The 19,676-nt window shown below is 54.2% G+C and carries 14 protein-coding genes; 13 read left to right on the top strand and 1 reads right to left on the bottom strand.

The features are described 5' to 3' along the window. Nucleotides 1-8: 8 nt before the first annotated feature. From ACYVHX_RS23040 to ACYVHX_RS23020, 5 genes are all read left to right on the top strand, one after another. Complete coding sequence (locus ACYVHX_RS23040; protein ID WP_460674052.1) at nt 9-1,637, top strand: hypothetical protein; 1,629 nt, start codon at nt 9-11, stop codon at nt 1,635-1,637. Nucleotides 1,638-1,830: 193 nt separating this feature from the next. Then, on the top strand, nt 1,831-2,571 hold the full coding sequence (locus ACYVHX_RS23035; protein ID WP_460674051.1) for a hypothetical protein: 741 nt from the start codon (nt 1,831-1,833) through the stop codon (nt 2,569-2,571). A gap of 215 nt (nt 2,572-2,786) precedes the next feature. Then, on the top strand, nt 2,787-3,812 hold the full coding sequence (locus ACYVHX_RS23030; RefSeq protein ID WP_460674050.1) for a hypothetical protein: 1,026 nt from the start codon (nt 2,787-2,789) through the stop codon (nt 3,810-3,812). A 140-nt stretch (nt 3,813-3,952) separates the two neighbouring features. After that, nucleotides 3,953-4,990 carry a Ppx/GppA phosphatase family protein gene (locus tag ACYVHX_RS23025; protein WP_460674049.1) on the top strand — a complete coding sequence of 346 codons (1,038 nt, stop codon included), beginning with the start codon at nt 3,953-3,955 and terminating at the stop codon, nt 4,988-4,990. A 63-nt stretch (nt 4,991-5,053) separates the two neighbouring features. Next, on the top strand, nt 5,054-5,557 hold the full coding sequence (locus ACYVHX_RS23020; protein WP_460674048.1) for a hypothetical protein: 504 nt from the start codon (nt 5,054-5,056) through the stop codon (nt 5,555-5,557). Here the strand turns inward: ACYVHX_RS23020 and ACYVHX_RS23015 are convergent. Then, the gene (locus ACYVHX_RS23015) at nt 5,554-8,877 is read right to left on the bottom strand and encodes a leucine-rich repeat domain-containing protein (protein WP_460674047.1); all 3,324 of its coding nucleotides are present in this window, start codon (nt 8,875-8,877) and stop codon (nt 5,554-5,556) included. The two genes, ACYVHX_RS23020 and ACYVHX_RS23015, sit on opposite strands and share 4 nt — an antisense overlap. Nucleotides 8,878-8,913: 36 nt before the next feature. On the opposite strand from ACYVHX_RS23015, the gene ACYVHX_RS23010 reads away from it, so the two are divergent. The 8 genes from ACYVHX_RS23010 (at nt 8,914) to ACYVHX_RS22975 (ending at nt 19,495) form a co-directional block, all read left to right on the top strand. Further along, complete coding sequence (locus tag ACYVHX_RS23010; protein ID WP_460674046.1) at nt 8,914-9,993, top strand: agmatine deiminase family protein; 1,080 nt, start codon at nt 8,914-8,916, stop codon at nt 9,991-9,993. After that, nucleotides 9,993-10,331 (top strand): n-acetylglutamate synthase, encoded by a 339-nt coding sequence (locus ACYVHX_RS23005; protein ID WP_460674045.1) that lies wholly within the window; start codon nt 9,993-9,995, stop codon nt 10,329-10,331. Before ACYVHX_RS23010 ends, ACYVHX_RS23005 begins: the two co-directional genes overlap by 1 nt. 9 nt (nt 10,332-10,340) lie before the next feature. Beyond that, nucleotides 10,341-11,024, top strand: a complete 684-nt coding sequence (locus tag ACYVHX_RS23000; protein ID WP_460674044.1) for a hypothetical protein — start codon at nt 10,341-10,343, stop codon at nt 11,022-11,024. A 117-nt stretch (nt 11,025-11,141) separates the two neighbouring features. After that, nucleotides 11,142-13,469: a peptidylprolyl isomerase gene (locus ACYVHX_RS22995; RefSeq protein WP_460674043.1), complete on the top strand. Its 2,328-nt coding sequence runs from the start codon at nt 11,142-11,144 to the stop codon at nt 13,467-13,469. 100 nt (nt 13,470-13,569) lie between these two features. Then, complete coding sequence (locus tag ACYVHX_RS22990) at nt 13,570-14,931, top strand: peptidylprolyl isomerase (RefSeq protein WP_460674042.1); 1,362 nt, start codon at nt 13,570-13,572, stop codon at nt 14,929-14,931. 103 nt (nt 14,932-15,034) lie between these two features. Then, nucleotides 15,035-16,000 carry an AAA family ATPase gene (locus ACYVHX_RS22985; RefSeq protein ID WP_460674041.1) on the top strand — a complete coding sequence of 322 codons (966 nt, stop codon included), beginning with the start codon at nt 15,035-15,037 and terminating at the stop codon, nt 15,998-16,000. A 252-nt stretch (nt 16,001-16,252) separates the two neighbouring features. Next, a complete protein-coding gene (locus ACYVHX_RS22980) occupies nt 16,253-17,020 on the top strand; it encodes a hypothetical protein (protein WP_460674040.1) in 768 nt (255 codons plus the stop codon). A 15-nt stretch (nt 17,021-17,035) separates the two neighbouring features. After that, nucleotides 17,036-19,495 (top strand): carboxypeptidase regulatory-like domain-containing protein, encoded by a 2,460-nt coding sequence (locus ACYVHX_RS22975; protein ID WP_460674039.1) that lies wholly within the window; start codon nt 17,036-17,038, stop codon nt 19,493-19,495. Nucleotides 19,496-19,676: the final 181 nt, after the last annotated feature.

The following is a 19,676-nucleotide window of genomic DNA, read 5'->3' as shown; positions in this document are numbered from 1 at the left end:
CCAACCGTATGAAGTTTTTTTTGACTGCTTTAGTGGCCGGAACGTTAGGAGCCGGATATTGGTATCTCGATTACGTACGCGGCCCGGAGCCCGTCACCGTTGTTCACCAGGGAGCCCTGCCCCGTTCGACGGCTTTGACCCCGACGCCCCGGCAGGCGTTTACCCCCACCACCCGCAAAGGCTACTGGAATCCCGATGTGGTCGGCGATTTTACGCTCCCCGCGACCAAAACCATCACGTTTCATGCCGCCGGGCGCAATCTGCACGTTGCACAGGACTGGTCGAAACTGTTCCGCCGGGGCTTCTCGTCCATCGACAAAAGCCGGATGGCGCCCGAAGAATTCCGGAGTCCGTGGAATCAAAAACCGGAGGGCTGGACGAGCCGCCTGAAACCGTCGCAGCGGGCGCTGACCATCGGCCAGGGCTACATGGCGGAGGAGCCTTTCAACATTGTTTGGTCGCGCCTGGGCGACCGGGCGCCGGAAACCTGGTATGCCCGTCCGTGGGGCGATCCGAACTTTAAAAACAGCATTGCCAAAGCCATCCAGGAACTCAACGGTGAATGTGAGAATTTTGGCGACTGCGCGCCCGACAATAAGTTGATTACCTACGGAAAGATCTTTTTCGACATTGAGAACGAAGGCCTTAGCAATCCAATGAACCGGCAGGAACACGCCAACCTGTATGTTTTCATGACGAAAACGCTGCGGCAGTGGCTCAGTCCGTATACCGAAGTCGGCTCCATTGCGCCGGTTCCGCTGAATGGGTACGGGTATTCGCGGGCCCGTGATTTTAATGCCCGTCCGGACTGGCTCTGGGATATGCCCGCCAAGCAAACGGAAACGTCCCGCCAGCGGGGTATGCCCGACGACATTGTGGGCAAGTCCTATTCGGATTTCATTGATTTCCAGATGCCCGGCACCTACTACCTGTATCCGGAATTTGATTACTCCATCAGGCACAACGATGATGGATCGCGCCACTGGCTGGCGGCTTTACTGCACGAGCAGGAGGTCAACATGAAGCTTTCGCCCAAGAAGCGGATTGCGTGGCAGTGGCTGTTCAACACCCAGAGCAGCGATTTTCCAAACAGTGAAAAAGCCAAAAACGCGGCTCCGCCCGCCATTGCCGAGGGCGTTGCGGTTTTTTACTGGTTTACGGGCGCCTACGGTGTTTTGTTCTGGGACGACGCCAACGAACTGAAACCCGACCAGCCAACGCCCACGGAGGTCAATCTGCAGGGACTTGGCAACGACCGGGTTTACGCCTGTTACGAACATTATATTCACGGCCTCTGGCGGTTGTTCAAGCACCATGGCGACCTGTTCAATGGCCGCGAAAAATACCTGAACGAGCAAACGGAATGTTCGGTCGATGGTGGAAAGACCTGGTATAAATACACGGGCAATCAGCTCAAAACGCACGATGTACCGTTTGTCCGGGCCATTGTCAACGGCAATCAGATTCTGGTAGCGGCCACGCAGCCGTACGGCAAAACCGGCCAGCAGAAACAGGTGATGCTGCGGTACGTCGAAGATGGCTACCAGTTTTACACGACCCTTAATCTGACGGGCGACGAAATCTACCTGGGCCGGGCAACCATGGCAAAAACCGCCGGAGGCCGCAAGAAAGCCTGATTAGCGTCTTTTCCGTTTACCGATTTTTTGCAAAGGCCGGTTTTAATGTATCTACATTGACTTCGGCCTTGTTTTTTTCCTTACAGGCCACAAGGGAACCGTTTGGCTTAAAACGGTTATTTTCTCATCTTGCACCCACCTAATATTGTTCCGTCTTTCATCCGCATAAGCGAAACGTTTGAACGAAAACACGATGGCAGAACAACCAGAAAACAATCCGGGGCTGGATGGCTTCGGAAAACGACTCCTGAATCTTTTTATCAAGGACGCGCCGGCAACGGACAAACCGGTTCCGACGGTTCCGCAAAATCAAAGCAATCCGGTGGTGGCACCTTCCAATCCGGGGACGCCGGTTTCGGCTCCCAGGCCCATGGCCAGTCCGTCGCCGGTCGGGGTCGGTGGTCCGGAAGGTTCGGTCGACACCAAATTTGTCGATCACTTTGCGTCGGTGCTGTCCAAAGCCAATCAGCCGGGCCCCGACTACTTCGAGTTTCGGGAAACCCTGAAGAACCTGGCAAATCTTAACCTGAGCGAAGATCAGCAGTACCAGGCCGCCTGGGCGAGTTTCAAGGCAATGGGCGGTTCCGGCGATGTGGCGGTTCTGGTTAGTTCGGCCAATCAGTATCTTTCGGCGCTGACTAACGACCAGCAGGCTTTTTCCCGAACGGTGGACGCGGCCCTGAATGAAAAGGTCGGCGGGTTGACCAACGAACAGAAGCAACTGCAAACCGAAAACGAACAACTGGCCAGACAGATTCTGGAACTCCAAAAAAAGATCGACGTCAACAACGACCGACTGGCCAAAATTGGGGGCGAAATTGACGAACAAAGCCAGAAAATTGCCCAGAATAAAAGCAATTACGAAGCGACCCTGGCCGTCTTTCTCGGTCAGATCAAGCGGGATTTGCTTAAACTGGGGGAATACATTAAATAACGGTATCCGGTTTTCAGTATACGGTTTTCGGTATTCGCCGGGCTGACGCTTTGCCGGGCCGGCGCTTCGGTTGGCGGGCGCCTTTTTGACCAATACCGAATATTGAATTTCGAATGTTGAACGCTGAAGGCATCCGTTCCGGCGGCCCACCGTAAACCAAAAACCGTAAACCGCATACCATTACCCGTTAAACCTTAAACTTCAACCGATAAAAAATGGCGTCAACTCCTGATTTCTCACAAGTGGGTGGCCGAACCGACGACGGCGACAAGCGGTCGTTCTGGAGTCGTCCGGAAGGCATCTCAGGGCTGTTTTTTCTGGCAGCCATTGGTGCCATGGGGCTGGTTTATTTCAACCGAATCGTCGAATTTCTCATCCGGGTGACCGAAAACACCCTGTATCTGGCCGGTTTGCTGGCGGTGCTCGGCTTTATCATCTTCCTGTTTACCAGCAAGGATGTGCGGACGGCGGTTTTCTTTCTGTACAAGACGATGATGCGGAAACTGACAGGCATTGTGATCGAGCTGGACCCCATCGCCATCATGAAGATTTACGTGGACGATCTGAAAAACAAACGGCGCAACATGCAGGGGCAGATTGACACGCTGGCCGGTCAGCTGGTGAAACTGAACCGCAAGATTGCCGAGAATAACGAGAATATTAAGCAGAAGTTTGCCGAAGCCAACAAAGCCAATACCCTGGCCGACCGCCCGGGCATGCGTGAAGCGGCCCAGCTTGCCACCATCGAAGGAGCCGGTTTGCAGGAAATGAACGAAAAACTCCAACCGCTCCAGCGCAACATGCGCACGGTGCTGGAGTTCATGGAAAAAGTAAACAAAAGCGCCGACTACATCATCAAGGAGACGGAAATCAAGGTAAAGCTTAAAGAAGCTGAATACCAGATCGTCAAGGAAAGCTCCAACGCCCTGCGGACCGCCATCAGCATTTTCAAAGGCAACCCGGACAAGAAGTTCTACTTCGATGAGTCGATGGAATACATTCAGGACGACATGAGTAAAAAGCTGGGCGAAATGAAGCGCGCAATGGACATGTCGATGGATTTCATCAATTCGGTGGATATCCAGAACGGTATCCTGTCGGACAAAGGCCAGGCGCTGCTCGAAGCCTACAACCACGGCGAATTCAAAATTATTCAGGCCAACGAAACCACTCCGCCCCCGGTGCCGAACCGCCAGATCAATCCCCCGAAAGATGATGGATATCGGAGTTTGCTGGACTAATTTTGACCGGGTCGCCGAGTGATGAGTGAATGATAGAATGAGTGACTAGTGAAGTTCATACGCTTATTCTATCGTCCATTCATCACGCTGGTTTCTGGCCCTACTACCCATTCATTCACTATCATTCAAAAGTAAGATTTATGCAACGCTTGACCGTAGCCGGAAGGCTCCTTATCACGGCTCTGATCCTGGCCGCTATTTATTTCGGTTTTAAATACATCGGCGGAGTTGACCTGCTGAAAAAACTGTCGCCAAAGGACAAAACCGAACAAGCGGCCGACTCTCCCTCGATGCCATCCGCGTCCTCCGAATCCGCCGAACAAGCCTCTACGGAATCGACTGCCGATACGGAAGCCACCGACGCGGGCGGTTCCCGACCGACGTTTAATTTCACCCCGCCCGCGCCCGAAAATGGCAAACTGAAAGGCGTCGTCGAACTGGGAGCCAGCGGCTTCAACTCGTTCGTTATCACGGTTGATCCCAAGAAAAACTGGAAACTGGAAAAATCCGAATTCGGCAATAGCCTGGTGCTGGAAAACATGGCGACCGATCAGGATGTGCGCGAGGGCCTGAAAAAATACATTTCCCAGATGCTGAATTACGGCGTGGCGGGTCGCGATATCCATTTCGTGGTTAGCTCGGGTGCGGTGAAAGCCGACAATACGCAGAAAATCATCAAGGCCCTGAAGTCCCTGAATTACGTGGTCAATACCGTGACGCCCGAGCAGGAAGGCCGGCTGGCGCTGCGGTCGGTGTTGCCAAAAGAATTTGAAAGCAACGGTTTTGTGGTGGACATTGGCTCCGGAAACACCAAGATTTCGTGGAAAGATGGCGGTAAAACCTCCGCGCTGGAAAGCTACGGCGCCAAGTATTTCCAGAACGGCGACGACGATGCCAAGGTGTATAACGAAGTGAAAGCCAAAGCCGAACAGATTCCGGCGGGCAACCGCAAAACCTGTTTCATCATCGGTGGAGTGCCCTTCGAGCTGGCAAAAGAAGTTCGCAATGGCAAAGAACGCTACACGGTTTTGAATGCGCCCTCGGCGTATAAATCGACCGAAGCCAAAACCAAAGCCGGTGTGAACATCTATAAAGCCATCGCCGACGGCACCAACTGCAACCAGTTTGTTTTCGACTGGGACGCCAACTTCACCATTGGTTACTTGCTGACCTTGTAAGATTATGAGTTGTTTCGCGGAGTCTCTGCTGAACTCCGCGAAACAACTCTTTTTGTTTTCCCGATGACCCTACAAGATTTCTTCCAGTACGTTTCTTCCAACCCCGCCCTGCTGACGGTTTTTCTGCTGCTGATCCCGGCGCTGGCTTTTATCGTCAATTTATGGTCGGGCGAGAAAGCGGAGAAAATCTGGCGGTGGCGGTTTGTCTACGCAACGCTGGTGTATCTGGCCTGCATTCCGGGCATTTTCGCCGTCACGCTCAACATCTATCTCTTTCTGTTTGAACGCCAAAGCATCTGGCAGATGAACCTGATCACGCAGGTGCTGCCCGTGGTGACCATGGTGGCCACGCTGATGCTGATCAAGCGTAAACTTCCGTTTTCCTACATTCCCGGTTTCGGTAAATTATCCGGTTTCATGACGCTCATTGCCGCCGTGATCGGTATTTTGTGGTTCATCGACCGCACCCGCATTTACGCCGTTACTTACATTCCGTTTGTCTACATCATCGTCGGTTTTGTGGGAATGCTCCTCCTCATTCGCTTTGCCTGGAGTAAACTGTTCTAATCCATTTTTGGCAGCCGTTCTTGGGTGAGTTGGGTCAATTGCTGTAAAACCGCCTGTTTTTCCATTGGTAAACCGGAACGCGGCAACCAGTTTTCGTACAGCTCAAAGCTCCAGCCCAGAATAAGATCGGAATGCGTCGATACGTACTGACTCAACTCGGCCAGCACATCCGCATCCGGTTTTTCGCTTTTCAGCACCTGAATGGTGCCTTCCAGGTACTTTTCCAGCGTCGCGTTGCCCCGGATCAGTTCACGTTTGTCAATTTGCTGCAACGCTTTCCGCGCCTGATCGGGCTGGCCCACCAGCAGGTGCAGTTCAACGACGGTCAGCTTAATGGCGACATTCGCATAGGGTTGTTTCTCGTATTCCTCAATGGCTTTCCGGTAACTCGCGTTGGCTTCCTGAACGTTGTTTTTCAGCGTCCGGTACCGCCCCTGTTCGATCCATAAGCTGCCTATCAATTGCGGATCCCCCCTGATCTCCGTGATCCGCTGAATGGCCAGGTCAATGTCCGCAGCGGCAGCCTCGATTTGCCCCAGTTTCGCTTTCGCGTGGGCCCGGCCCCGCAACGCCAGCACGGCGGGCTGGTCGAATTGCAATTTCTGAAACGGCTGTTGCGAAGAAACGCCCTTCGTCAGGCGATTGGCCAGCAGGATGCTCTGGTCGTAGTCGGCGATGGCTTCTTTATACTCCTGACGAAAAACGTGCATATCGGCCCGTTGCGCAAACAGCACAACCCGCAGGGTGTCGGAGGCATACTCGATGGCTTTCTCGAAGCTGGCAAACGCTTCGGTCCAATTGCGCTGCCCGGCCATCTGAAAAGCTTTCTGAGCATACGCCTGGGCAACGTTCCGGTTGGGTTTGGCAATTTGATTCAGCGCCAGCAAACCGGCTTCGCTGAACGCCAGCCGCAGGGCTTCCTTGCTGCCAAAGTTGGTATTCAGCGGTTTGGGAAGCAGGTTTTCAAACAAGCCAATCTGCTGCAAACGAGGACTTTCCAGCATGGAAACCGGCAGTTCGCTCAGTCGGTTTCGCATGAGCGAAAGTTGAAAAACCGGGAAGTTTTTCCAGTCCATTTCCGGGAGCCGTTCCAGGTTGCAGCGGAACAAAGTCAAATTCATCAGCTTCTTAAGTTGGCTCACTTTGGCAAACGTATCGTCGCCGTCGAGCCCAAACTGGTTGGCTAGCTGCACGGTGGTGAGGTCCTGGCAGTAGACAATGCTGTCGGGCAACTGGTGCAAACCCGCGTATTCGGTCGTCACCACATTTTCCAGTTCGCCAATCTGCAGGGTATTCAGCTTCGTCAACCGGCCGATGGATTCCGGCAAGGCCAGCAAACGGGTCCGACCCAGGCGCAGCGACCGCAATTCCGTTAGGTTTCCGAGCTTAGTCGGTAAAATCGTCAGTTCATTGCCGGACAAATCGACCTCCTGCAGCCGGGGCAGTTTGGTGATTCCGTCGGGCAGCATCCGCAATTTCGTGTTCCGGGCATACATGGAAACCAGATCCCGGCACTGCGCCACGGTTTCGGGCAGAAGTTCCAGCGGATTGTCCGAGATTAAGAGGGTCTGGAGTCGGGCTAGCTTCCCCAGCTCCGGCGGCAGGCTGATCAGGCGATTGTTGGCGAGAACCAGATACGTCAGGCGGGTCAGCTTTCCCAGTTCGTTCGGCAGCGCACTCAGCTTGTTTTCCATCAGGTTTAAACTCTGCAAAGCGGTCAGACGAAACAAAAAACCGGGTGCGGCTGTCAACTGATTGCGCGACAAATCAAGCATTTGCAGGGAGTCCAGATTCCCGAAGGCTTCCGGCAGTGCCGTCAGTTGATTCGCACTCAGGTTCAGTTGATTCAACCGCCGGAGCTGCCCGATTTCGGCCGGAAGTTGCTGCAACTGGTTCTGCGTGACCTCCAGATGCCGGAGCTTCCGCAATCGCCCGATACCCGCCGGCAACCGGGTTAACTGGTTCATTCCCAGTGACAGATTAGACAGGTTTGCCAAGTCGCCCAGGGTTTCCGGTACTTGAACGAGTTTGTTATTCGAGACATTCAACTGGTCTAAAACCGTTAATCGACCAAGGGATGGCGGCAAATACCGAAGCTGGTTGTTGAAGAGGGATAAAGAAGTTAAGCCGGTTAAGTTGTCAAACGAAAAGCGCAGCGTATCGAGTTGGTTATTCGAAAGATCAAGCATTCGCAGCCGGCTTAACTCGCCCATTGAAGCGGGCAGTTTCTGCAACTGGCAACTGCTGAGCTGCAACACTTCCAGTTGTTTCAGCGCACCAAACGAATCAGGCAATTCCCCCAACAGATTGTAGCTCAACTGCAATTCCTTCAGACCGCCTATTCGCGCCAGGCTGGCCGGAAACTGCCGCAATTTGCAGTTGGTCAGATTTACTTTTTCCAGCGCCGTCAGCCCCTCAAATGTGTCTTCCGAGAGCGTCAACTGCTCATTTCCCTGGAGCTCCAGCGAGCGTAACTTTTTATGGTTTTGCAGTCCGGGCAAGCGGTTCAGGTTGGTCCCCGACAGCTGCAAAGTTTCCAGTTCCGTCAGTTTACTCAGAAACGTCCAGTCAGTGGCCTGATCAGACTGTAAGTAATTCATATGCAATTCCTTGAGCGCCGTCAACTCACCCAGGGATGTAGGTATACGAACCGCGTTACCGCCACTTCGAATGGTCAGGGACGTCAACTGCCGGACCTTGCCAATCTCCAGTGGCAGGGTCGCCAGGTGGCCGTTGCCCGCCAGCGTCAGCTTCCGCAGGGCGGGCATCCCGGCCAGCGTGGCCAATGACTGCGCCCAGTCGGCCTGGTGAAGAACCAGTTCCAGCTGCGCCAGATTCGTCAACTGCCGCAACTCGGCGGGCAACCCCAGTGAAAATGTTGGCAGCACCGGTCGGGGGTCAGCGCTGACCTGGACAATCGTCAGGCGCTGCAGGCGTTTTAGTTGGCCAACGGCCCGCCATAACGTCCCAGTCGCCGTGGCCGAATCAACGTCCAGATTCAGCCGCCGGACCTCTTTTAGTTCGGCCAGCCGTTCGACACCGCCCCTCTGCAAAACCGCAACGTTGATTTGCAACGCCTGAACCGTATCCTTTTTTTGGGCGATCCGGTCGGCCAGTTCCCCAATCGTTTCGTAAGCAGTTGGCGAAGAATACTTTTTAAAATATTCCTGTTCCTGTGGTGTCTGGGGTTTGTAGGCGGGGTGCCAGATTCTGAGCCGGTTTAATTCGTCATCACTCAGCTGACGATCCTGCGCCGAAGCGAGCGAAGCTATCCCGCACAACCCAACCAACAGAAAGATTCGCATCCGGCATGCCGACATAATTTTGTAGTTTTGTGGTGTGATCGAAAAAATTGCATGAAGATACACTCCCAGCATCAACCGACAAACACCCCCTTCATTCCGGCCCGGAACGGTTTTTTCTTTCCGGCCGAATGGCACCCCCACGTTGCAACCTGGCTCAGTTGGCCCCATACTGAAGCCTCTTGGTCGAATGAGCGGCAGGAAAAAATGTTTCCGGCTTACCTCGAATTCATCCGGGCCATCAGCGAAAGCGAGCCGGTTTGCATCAACGCCCACAACGAAACCGTAATTCAGACGGCAAAAATGCGGTTGTTGATGGCGGGAATCGATCTGTCGAAGGTTACGCTCCTGCCTCACCCGACTAATGACTCGTGGTGCCGCGACCACGGCCCGGCCTTTTTGATCAACCCGGTTTCCAAGGAAAAAATCATCGTCAACTGGGAGTACAACGCCTGGGGTGGAAAATACCCGCCCTACGACCGGGACGGCCTGATTCCGGTCGAAATTGCGCATTACCGGCATTTGCCCTACGTCAATCCGGGCATTGTCATGGAAGGGGGCGCGGTGGAGTTCAACGGCCGGGGGACGGTTTTGACCAGCCGCGCCTGTCTGCTGAACCAAAACCGGAATTCGCACCTGACGCAAGCCCAGATCGAGCAGCATTTGTGTGATTACTACGGCGTTCAGCAGGTGCTCTGGGTGGAAGAAGGCATTGTGGGCGACGATACCGACGGCCATATTGACGATACGGTTCGGTTTGTCAACGAAGACACGGTGGTGATTGCCACTGAAAATAACCCCAATGATGAAAATTATCCGTTTCTGCAGGAAATTCACCGCGAGGTGAAAGACATGCGCCTGATCAGCGGGAAGCAGTTGAACATCATCGAGTTGCCAATGCCCGACCCGGTTTTTAGCGAAGAGCAGCGCTTACCGGCTTCCTACGCCAATTTTTACATCACCAACGGCGCGGTTATTGTTCCGACATTCCGGTGCGATAAAGACCAGACGGCTATCGACATTCTGACAGGTTGTTTTCCGGACCGGAACGTGGTGGGCATCGACGCCACCGAAATTGTCTGGGGGCTGGGCGCTTTCCATTGCCTGAGCCAGCAGGAACCCGCCATCGACTGATGCAGTACGACGGGAAGGTTTTCCGCTCGGTGGCCAACACCGAAAACGGCGAAGTCAGTGCAGCGACCACCTTCTGGTACCACCAGGATAACGAAGTGGTTTGGGCGGAATACCGGGGCGGTTCGGTCCTTAAAGGGTTTCTGATTGCCAAAGTCCTGCCGGATGGCGAATTGGAAATGACGTACCAGCACCTGAACACCGACGGCCTGTTTCGCACCGGTGTTTGTCGTTCGACGCCCGAAATCCTGGCCGATGGTCGGATTCGCCTGCACGAACGCTGGCGCTGGACCAACGGCGATGGGTCGGAAGGCGCGTCGGTTATTGAAGAAGTTGCCTGATATTCACACATGAAACCGTATTGTTTGCTGTTCTTCCTGGTGCTTTCGGCCTGTTCCAGTCAAAAACCGCTCACGGCGGAAATGAAACTGGGGAGCCTGAAAGCCGTCAATCTGGAAGAAACCATTACCCGAAAAGACGAACTGATGATGACCTGGTCCCTGACGGCTTTCGACCGGCAAAACCGACTGGTCGGCGTTGCGTCCGGCGCCTGGGGCGTCGAAAACGTGAAAAAGGGAGCGGTTCTTTCCTTCGAAAACCAGGTTCCGGTGCAGGTGACGATTCCGAAAGGCGGCAAGGTTGTGGCCTCGCTGGTGCTGATCGAAGTCGATGATTACACGCAGGCGCAGCAATTGATCAAGCGCATTCGCGACATCAACGGCTGGATTCAGGTGCCCACCGGTTTTTTTGAGCTGGGTACCGAACTGCTGACGCCGTTGAAGTACGTCACGACGGCGCTGACGGCGGCCGGTTTGGGCATTCAGCTGACCGATCGGCTGGATCAGGACGATATTCTGGGCCAAAGCAGCGCCGAACTGCGCGACAGTCCCGAGGCCCGGAAATCGAAAAAACCGGCAATCATGCACGTACCAGCCCGGTTTTCAGGACGCCACCTGCGCGATTCATTTGAATACCAGGTCGAATACGATATTCAACTCAAACGAATAAAAATAAAGCCCGCTTCCAATCGTTAATTCTAGATGGAAGATGATTGACAAATGCGAAAAGAAGATTAAATCGTGACGGATTCTCACCGGTTTTGCTTCTTTATTCGTGCCGCGAAAAACCATTCACCGCAATTCATACCTGTTTTGATCTCCATTCATTTTTCAAAAAAAGCGCCTGTTATTTTTTTGCTCGGCAGTTTGCTGGCGGGCTGTAAACCGTCGGCTCCTGTGGCCACCAAAGCACCCGATCCGGTTATTCTGAAACTGGGAAACCGGTCCTTTACCACCGACGAGTTTTTTCAGTCGTTTACCAAGAACCAGATCAGCGGTGATTCGTCGCGCCGGACGGACCTCCGTGAATACATCGACTTATATACCAACCTGAAACTAAAAGTGATAGCCGCCGAACAGGAAGGCCGCGACACCACCGAAGGTTTCCGGGAAGAAATTGCAACCTACCGCAAGCAACTGGCGCAGTCGTATCTCAATGATAAAGAAGTCATTGAACACCTGACCGCCGAAGCCTACGAGCGGCTGAAAGAAGAGGTAAACGTTTCACACATTCTGTTTGCCGTGGCCGAAGATGCCGCTCCGGCCGATACGCTGGCCGCTTACCAGGCCGCGCTGGAAGTCCGGAAACAGTTGCTCGGCGGCACCGATTTTTCGTCGGCAGCCCGGCAACATTCCAACGACCCGACGGTGGCTACGAACGGCGGCAACCTGGGCTATCTGACGGCCTTTCAGGTGGTTTACCCCATCGAAACCGCTGCGTATGCGACGCCCGTTGGCAGCCTTTCGGCGCCGGTTCGTTCGCGTTCGGGGTATCATCTGGTAAAAGTGCTCGACAAACGGTCCAGCCGGGGCAAGGTGCAGGTGGCCCATATTCTGGTGCGCATCAGTCCCAGCGCGACCGTTTCGGGCGGGGGTGACGAAGGCCAGCGGGCGGCCAAAAACCGCATCGACGAAGCGTACAATCGGCTGGTCAAGGGGGAAGCTTTTGAAAAACTGGTGAAAGAATTTTCGGACGACCGCGAGTCGCGCAACACCGGCGGGGTTTTGCCCGTCTTTGGAGTGGGACAAATGGTGCAACCGTTCGAAGAAGCCGCCTACGGCCTGTCGCAGCCCGGGAGTTATTCAAAACCGTTTCAGAGCAATTACGGCTGGCACATCGTTCGGCTGGTGGAACGGCAACCCCTGGAATCCTTCGACTCGATGGCCAGCACGCTCCGCCAGAAAGTGGTGACCGACACGCGGGCCGAAATCGTCCGCCAGGCGCTGGTTCAACGGCTGCGCAAAACGTATACGGTGGCGGAAGCGCCGGACGTTCTGATCAAAACCCTGGCGATGGCCGATAGCAGTCTGCTGGATGGCAAATGGAAACTGCCGGCAACCCTGAACCCGGCTATTGAGAAAAAACCGATTGTTCTCGTCAATAAACAACCCTACACGGCCAACGAATTTCTGGAAACCGTGTTGCGTCGGCAGCAACCACGCCGGGGACCGGGCTCTTCGGCAACGGTTCAGATGGAACGGCTGTTCCGGCGTTTTGTCGACGACAAACTGATTGAACAGGAAGAAGCCGGGCTGGAGAAAAAATACCCGGAATTCAAATCGTTAATGAACGACATTCGTGACGGCGTGCTGCTTTCGCAAGTGATGGAAATGAACGTCTGGGAAAAATCACTGACCGACTCGCTCGGCCAGCGGGCCTACTGGGATGCCAACAAGGAAAAATACTGGTATGAGCAGCGGGCGGTGGCATCGGTGCTGGTCGCGCCGAACGACGAAACCATTCAACAGGCCTCGGAAATGCTGACCAAAAGTCCGTATCAGCTCCGGCGGTCGGTCGAAGAACTCAGCTACGGCGCTAACCAGAGTGCGCTGTCGGCCAAGCAACGGGAAACCCTGTTTGACCTGTTGGTGTTACTGATTAAAAATCCGGATTATCTGGTCGAAGTTTCGGGTTCGGCCGATGCGTCGGAGCGCGACACGGTTTCAGCCAGCCGGATCCGGACCGTGGTTAACTTCCTGACGGCCAATCGAATCCCGATTGTCCGGATCATGGAAAAAGACCACGGCAAATTCCGGCCCGGCATCACGGGCAAAACTGACAAAGCCCGGCGCGTGACCTTCCAGTTGTTCTCGTCGTCCAAAAAAGACGTGGAGAAAATCCTGAATGCCAAAGACCCGAATGCCGTCAGACTAACGGAAGGCCTTTTTGCCAAAGGTGCCAATCCCTACCTGGACGCGGCCGACTGGCAGGCGGGAACGACCACCGTTCGGCGCGAGGGCAAAGTGGCGCTGGTGAAAATCGATCAGGTGGAGCCGCCCCGTTTGAAAACCTTTGACGAAGCCCGGGGTGCGGTGATCAATGACTATCAGGCGCTTCTGGAAAAGCAGTGGCTCGACCGGCTGAAGCAGCAGCACCCGGTTCAGATGAATGACGAAGAAGTCCGGAAGCTGACAAAATAAACCGGGTATTAACATCATTTAACAGATTCGCGAATCAGGCATGGCGATAAATCCTGCCGAAATCCGTAATATTGAATAATAAACCTGAATGAAGTCTTTAATGAAATCAAGCATTCTGTCCTCCTTCCTGCTCACGGCATTGTTGGCGTTGGCAGCGTCTCCCGGTTTTTCGCAGGGAAAAGGAGTTAGCTTAAACAAGATCATTGCGAAAGTTGATAACTACTTCGTGCTGAAATCGGATCTTGAACAAACCCGCCAATCCTACGCGCAGCAGAACCAGAAGGCGCCGGGCGACTGCCAGTTGCTGGAAAGTCTGGTGGTGCAGAAGGTGTTGCTGGCCAAAGCCGAAATCGACTCCGTGACGGTTGATGACAAGCTCATCGACAACCAGATGGACAGCCGGATGTCGTACATGGTTCAGCAGTTTGGTTCCGAAAAAAACCTGGTGGAAGCCTACGGAAAAAGCATCGAAGCCCTGAAAAGCGAACTGCGGGCCGAAGTAAAAGAACAAATGCTGGGCCAGCGGATGCAAACCAAAATTACGGACGAAGTAAAGGTAAGCCCCAACGAAGTCCGGAAGTTTTTCAACAGCATTCCGACCGATAGTTTGCCGTATATTCCGGCGGAGGTGGAAATCGGACACATTGTGCGGCTGGCGAAAGTCACCAAAGAACAACGGGACGACCTTCGGAAACGCTTGCTGGGCCTGAAAGAGCGCGTTGAAAAAGGCGAAGACTTTGCCAAACTGGCGACCGAATTTTCCGAAGATGTGGGCTCGGCCCAAAAAGGCGGCAGCCTCGGTTTTGCCAAACGCGGTCAGATGGTTTCGGAGTTTGAAGGAGCCGCCCTGAAGCTGAAACCCAACGAAATGTCGGATATTGTCGAATCGGAATATGGCCTTCACCTGATTCAACTCATCGAAGTGCGCGGTGCGGAATACCACGCCCGGCACATCCTGCTCCGCCCCGATTACAATCGGCTGGATCTGACCGAACCGCGCCGGTTTTTAGACAGCCTCCGGACCCTGATTGTGGCCGACAGCATCAAGTTTGAAAAAGCCGCCAAAGACTTCTCCGAAGACAAGGCAACCGCCGACGCGGGGGGAGTTATCCGGGATCAGCAGTCGAACAGCTCGCTTATGCCGCTCGATCAAAACATGGATTACACCCTGTACATGACGCTCGATACAATGAAAGTCGCTACGGTCAGTCACCCGATGGATTACCGCCTGGAAGACGGCAAAACGTCAGTTCGGCTTTTGTACTTCAAGAAAAAAGTGGCCCCGCACTCGGCCAGCCTGAAAGACGATTACGAAAAAATTGCCAACATTGTGATGGTCAACAAAAAGAATAAAGCCATCGATGAATGGTTCAAAAAAGCCGTCAGCGATGTGTACATCAACGTTGATCCTGAATTTGAAAGCTGTCGCATTCTGGGGTCCGGCAAAACCGAAGGACCGTAGCCGACGGATGAATTAGGAATGATTGACGATGATCGACTCAATGCCAGCCCATTCATAATTCATCATTCATCAGTTATCTATCCAACTCTTAACCTCTTTCCTTGTGGTACAGTATAATTCTGATGTGGCGGCTGCTGAAGCGCTGAATGAAGCGTATAAAAAGTTAACCGGTGAGATTTCGAAGGTCGTCATTGGTCAGGAAGAAACCGTACGGCTGCTGCTGACGGCGATCTTTTGTCAGGGACACTGTCTGCTGGTGGGTGTGCCGGGACTCGCCAAGACGCTGCTCATCCAGACCATCGCCGGAGCGCTGGATCTGAGCTTCAACCGGATTCAGTTTACGCCGGATTTGATGCCGTCGGACATTCTGGGCTCCGAAACACTCGACCAGGAACGCCGGTTCAAGTTCATCAAAGGGCCGGTTTTTGCGAACATCATCCTGGCCGATGAAATCAACCGGACCCCGCCCAAAACCCAGTCGGCGCTGCTGGAAGCCATGCAGGAATACTCCGTGACGATTGCGGGCCAAAAATATCCGCTGGATCGGCCGTTTTTCGTACTGGCCACCCAAAACCCCATCGAACAGGAAGGAACCTACCCGTTGCCCGAAGCGCAGCTGGACCGGTTTATGTTCAATGTCTTTCTGGATTATCCTTCGTACCAATCCGAGCTGGATATTGTCAAATCGACGACCAGCGATGAGCGGTATCAGGTCAAAAAAGTTATTTCCGGCGACGAAATTATGGCTTTCCAGCACCTGGTGCGCCGGGTGCCGGTCGTTGACAATGTGATTGAATACGCCGTCAAACTGGTGCACAAAACCCGCCCCAATACCGAAATGGCTTCACCAGACGCCAACACGTACCTGGAATGGGGCGCGGGCCCACGGGCGTCGCAGGCCCTGATTCTGGCGGCTAAGTGTAACGCGCTGCTCAATGGAAAATATTCGCCGGACATCGAGGACGTTCGGGCCGTCGCCTACCCGATTCTCCGGCACCGCGTTGTCCGAAACTTCAAGGCCGAAGCCGAGGGCATATCCATTGATCAACTCATCAAACGACTTCTTTAAAAAAGTGCAGGGCGGATTTTCGATCCGCCCTTTTTCTTGTTCGTTTACCCCGCCAGCCGACCTTCCCCTCCTCCCGGGCTAAAACCGCTTTTTGCGGCAAAAAAGTTGACCGGTTACTAAATCCTGCCTTCCGCGGCCGGTTTGGTAATAAAAATATGCTAAACTTAGTCCGGCAGGAGTTCGTTTGTTCTGGTACAACGATTTTCACCTTCTGTTTCACCCGGTTTTGGTGCAATCAACCCTTCTGTCCGCTTGATGAAAACAGATGCGCTTTCGGCCTTTGCCAGTCAGCACCAGCGGGCGGCTGCCGGACTGATTATCCTTTCCGAGTTCACCAATGCCGCCATTGGAATCACCGTAGGCAGTTCATTGCTAGCCCGTCAGCCGGGCTGGTACCTGGCCGCCCTCCTGACGGGCCTGATCGCCGTTCGGGTTGTGCTTTGCCGTTACGTGGAGCTTCGGCTGCCCGATCTGGTATCCGGGCCCCGGTTCCGGTTTCAGAAGCACAGTTATTTTAGTCTGTTTTTCATTAACTTTCTGGCCTATACCGTCGCTGGTGGCATCAGTGGTCGGACAGTCCTGCATCCGGAACCATCCGTCAGTGTTGCCAGCGAACGCTCGGTCACCTACCGGGAAACGAAAGATTCCCTAACGCTGGCGGCTCTCCCGAACCAAACCAGCGTGGTGCCAACTGCCGACGGAAATCCGCAGACCGGCACTAAAATTGGCTATATTCTGCTGTTTCTGGCGAGTCTGGCACTTTCGTACGGAGCCAGTGGATTAGCCTGTCGGCTGGCCTGTTCCAATCAGGGTTTTCTAGCGGTATTTGTCCTTCTGCTGGCGACGGGCATTCTGGCAGGCGGCCTTTATTTTCTGGGCCGCGCCCTGACCAAAAACATGAAACCGTACCGGGAAATGACCAAAGACGAGCGCAAACGGGAGGGTCGGCGTTACTTTCGGACCTTGCTGGGAACTGTCGCAGTTTTTGCCGTTTCCTTTCTGCTGGGCGCAATTCTCTAGAACAACAACGTACGTATGAGATACCTTTTCTTTCTGTTTTTTTACATTAGCTTTCTCTTCTCCTCGTCTGCCCAAACCATTTTCACCCAAACCGTCCGCGGTCGGATTCTCGATACAGAATCCAAATACCCGTTGCGTGACGTCACGATTCAGGTTTTGGAAAATACCCTCGCTCCTACGTCCAGCCTGGGAGCAACCACCGATTCCCTCGGTCGGTACCGCATTCCGAACGTACCCGTTGGCCGGCGAACCATCCGAATCTCATTCATCGGTTACAAGGAAGCACTGCTCAACAACATCATCGTCGATGCAGGTCGGGAAACGATTCTGGATGTTGAACTCGAAGAGTCGGTTACAGAACTGGCCGGTGTCACCGTGAAGGCGCAACGAACCGGCGACGCCCGCAACGAAATGGCAGTGGTGTCGGCTCGCCAGTTTACCGTCGATGAGGCCGATCGTTATGCCGGCAGCCGGGGCGAACCCGCCCGGATGGCGTCCAACTTCGCCGGGGTGCAGGGTGCCGACGACTCCCGCAACGACATTGTCATTCGGGGAAACTCGCCCAGCGGGGTGCTGTGGCGCGTCGAAGGCATCAGCATTCCGAATCCCAACCACTTTGCTATTGCCGGAACGACGGGTGGCCCCGTGAGCGTGATCAGCAATAAAATGCTGGCAAACTCCGATTTTTTCACGGGCGCTTTTCCCTCGGAATTTGGCAACGGCATTGCCGGGGTATTCGACCTGCGGTTGCGCAACGGCAACAACGAAAAACACCAGCGCATGCTCCAGTTCGGTTTTTTAGGCACCGAAGGAGCGCTCGAGGGACCTATTTCCCGAAAAACCGGGTCGTCGTACTTTGTGACGTACCGCTACGCCAACCTCTGGCTGTTCAAGAAAGCCGGGATTGATATTGGCACACAGGCCGTTCCGACCTACCAGGATGCGTCGTTCCGGTTGAATTTTCCGCTGAAAAACAACGCAAAAGTAGCCATCTGGGGCTTCGGCGGCACCAGCACCATCGACCTGCTCATCAGCGGGCAGGAAGTCTCGGACCGCAATATTTTCGGGCAAAACGACCGCGATCAGTACTACACCTCGCGCATGGGCGTGTTGGGCGTCACCTATGAAAAACCGCTCAGCCGCCAGACGTTCCTGAAAGCGACCCTGGCCCTGTCGGGCAACGCCCAGGATGCCAACCACGATTACCTGTTCTTTCAATACGATGCCGACGGTCGGCCGGTGATCGAGAATAACCGGTACAAAATTACCCGCAAGGCTCCCATTCTTGACTACCGTTTTGCCGAGACGAAAACCGCGTTGGCGGTATCGGTCAACCACAAGTTCAGTGCGCGCAGCACGCTGAAAGCCGGTTTGAATACCGATCTGCTCTTTTTCAACTTCCTCGACAGCGCGCGGGTCGTTACGACCTCTCCCACGCTGCCCACTCAACTGGGTCCCTGGGAATACCGCTGGGACGCCCGTCAGACGGCCTTGTTGCTCCAGCCCTATGTGCAGTGGCGGGTCAGTCTCACCGACCGGCTGACCCTGAGCGCCGGTTTGACGAGTCTGTATTTCTCCCTCAACAAAAACAGTTTTTCACCCGTTGAACCGCGCGCGGGATTGGCCTGGGATCTACCCAACCGGCAAAAACTAAGTGCTGCGGTCGGCCTGCACAGTCAGATTCAACCGACGTATACGTATTTCTACGGGAACGACCTGCGGAACCCGGCGAAAATTCCGTTTCTGATCAACCAACACACCGGCCTGACCAAAAGCTGGCATTACGTCACCGCGTACGACCGCTTGCTGAGCCGGAATCTTCGGCTGAAAGTGGAAGCGTATTATCAGCAGTTATTCAATGTGCCCGTGGAGGAAGAACGCAGTTCGTTTTCCATCCTGAACACGGGCTCCGGTTTTACCCGGGTTTTTCCGGGCAAACTGGTCAATTCCGGCACCGGGCGCAATTACGGGGCCGAGTTGACCCTGGAGAAATTTTTCAGCGACGGCTACTATTTTCTGGTCACCGGTTCGCTGTTTGACGCCAAATACAAGGGTTCCGACGGCGTTTTGCGCAACACGGATTTCAACGGCAAATACGCTTTCAATGCGGTTTTTGCCAAAGAATTTACGTTCCGCAAAACCAGTCTGAACGTAGGCGCTAAGTTTACGGCCATCGGTGGGCGCTGGTACGGCCCGGTCGACGAAGCCCGGTCGCAGGCGGCCCAGGAAATAATTTACCAGAGCGCCGGGCGGAACACGCAACAGTTTCCCGACTACCGGCGGTTCGATCTGAAGGTAGATTATAAAATCAACCGCAACCGGCTGACGCACACCATCGCCGTTGATTTCGTGAACGTGCTCGGCATCCAGAATATTCTGACGCTGAGTTACGCCCCCCAACCCAATGGCACGTTCATCAAACAGGAATATCAGTTGGGTTTCCTGCCGGTATTCTACTACCGGGTTGATTTTTAAACCAGACCGACCCGGTTTTCCCACCCGGTTTTCCAACGCCCTGCTCCTCCAAAACCGCTTCCCAATCCCTTCGGAATCCGATTCCCGGTTTTGGTATGGAAGGATTTTGCCTTTTGCTTCTGAGAGACTCTTGCGATTAGCGCCAAAAACCGGTTTTCTGTTCGATAATAAGCCAACGGAA

It is taken from the genome of Larkinella ripae (assembly GCF_054780775.1).
This window is presented reverse-complemented; position numbering and strand designations above follow the sequence as displayed.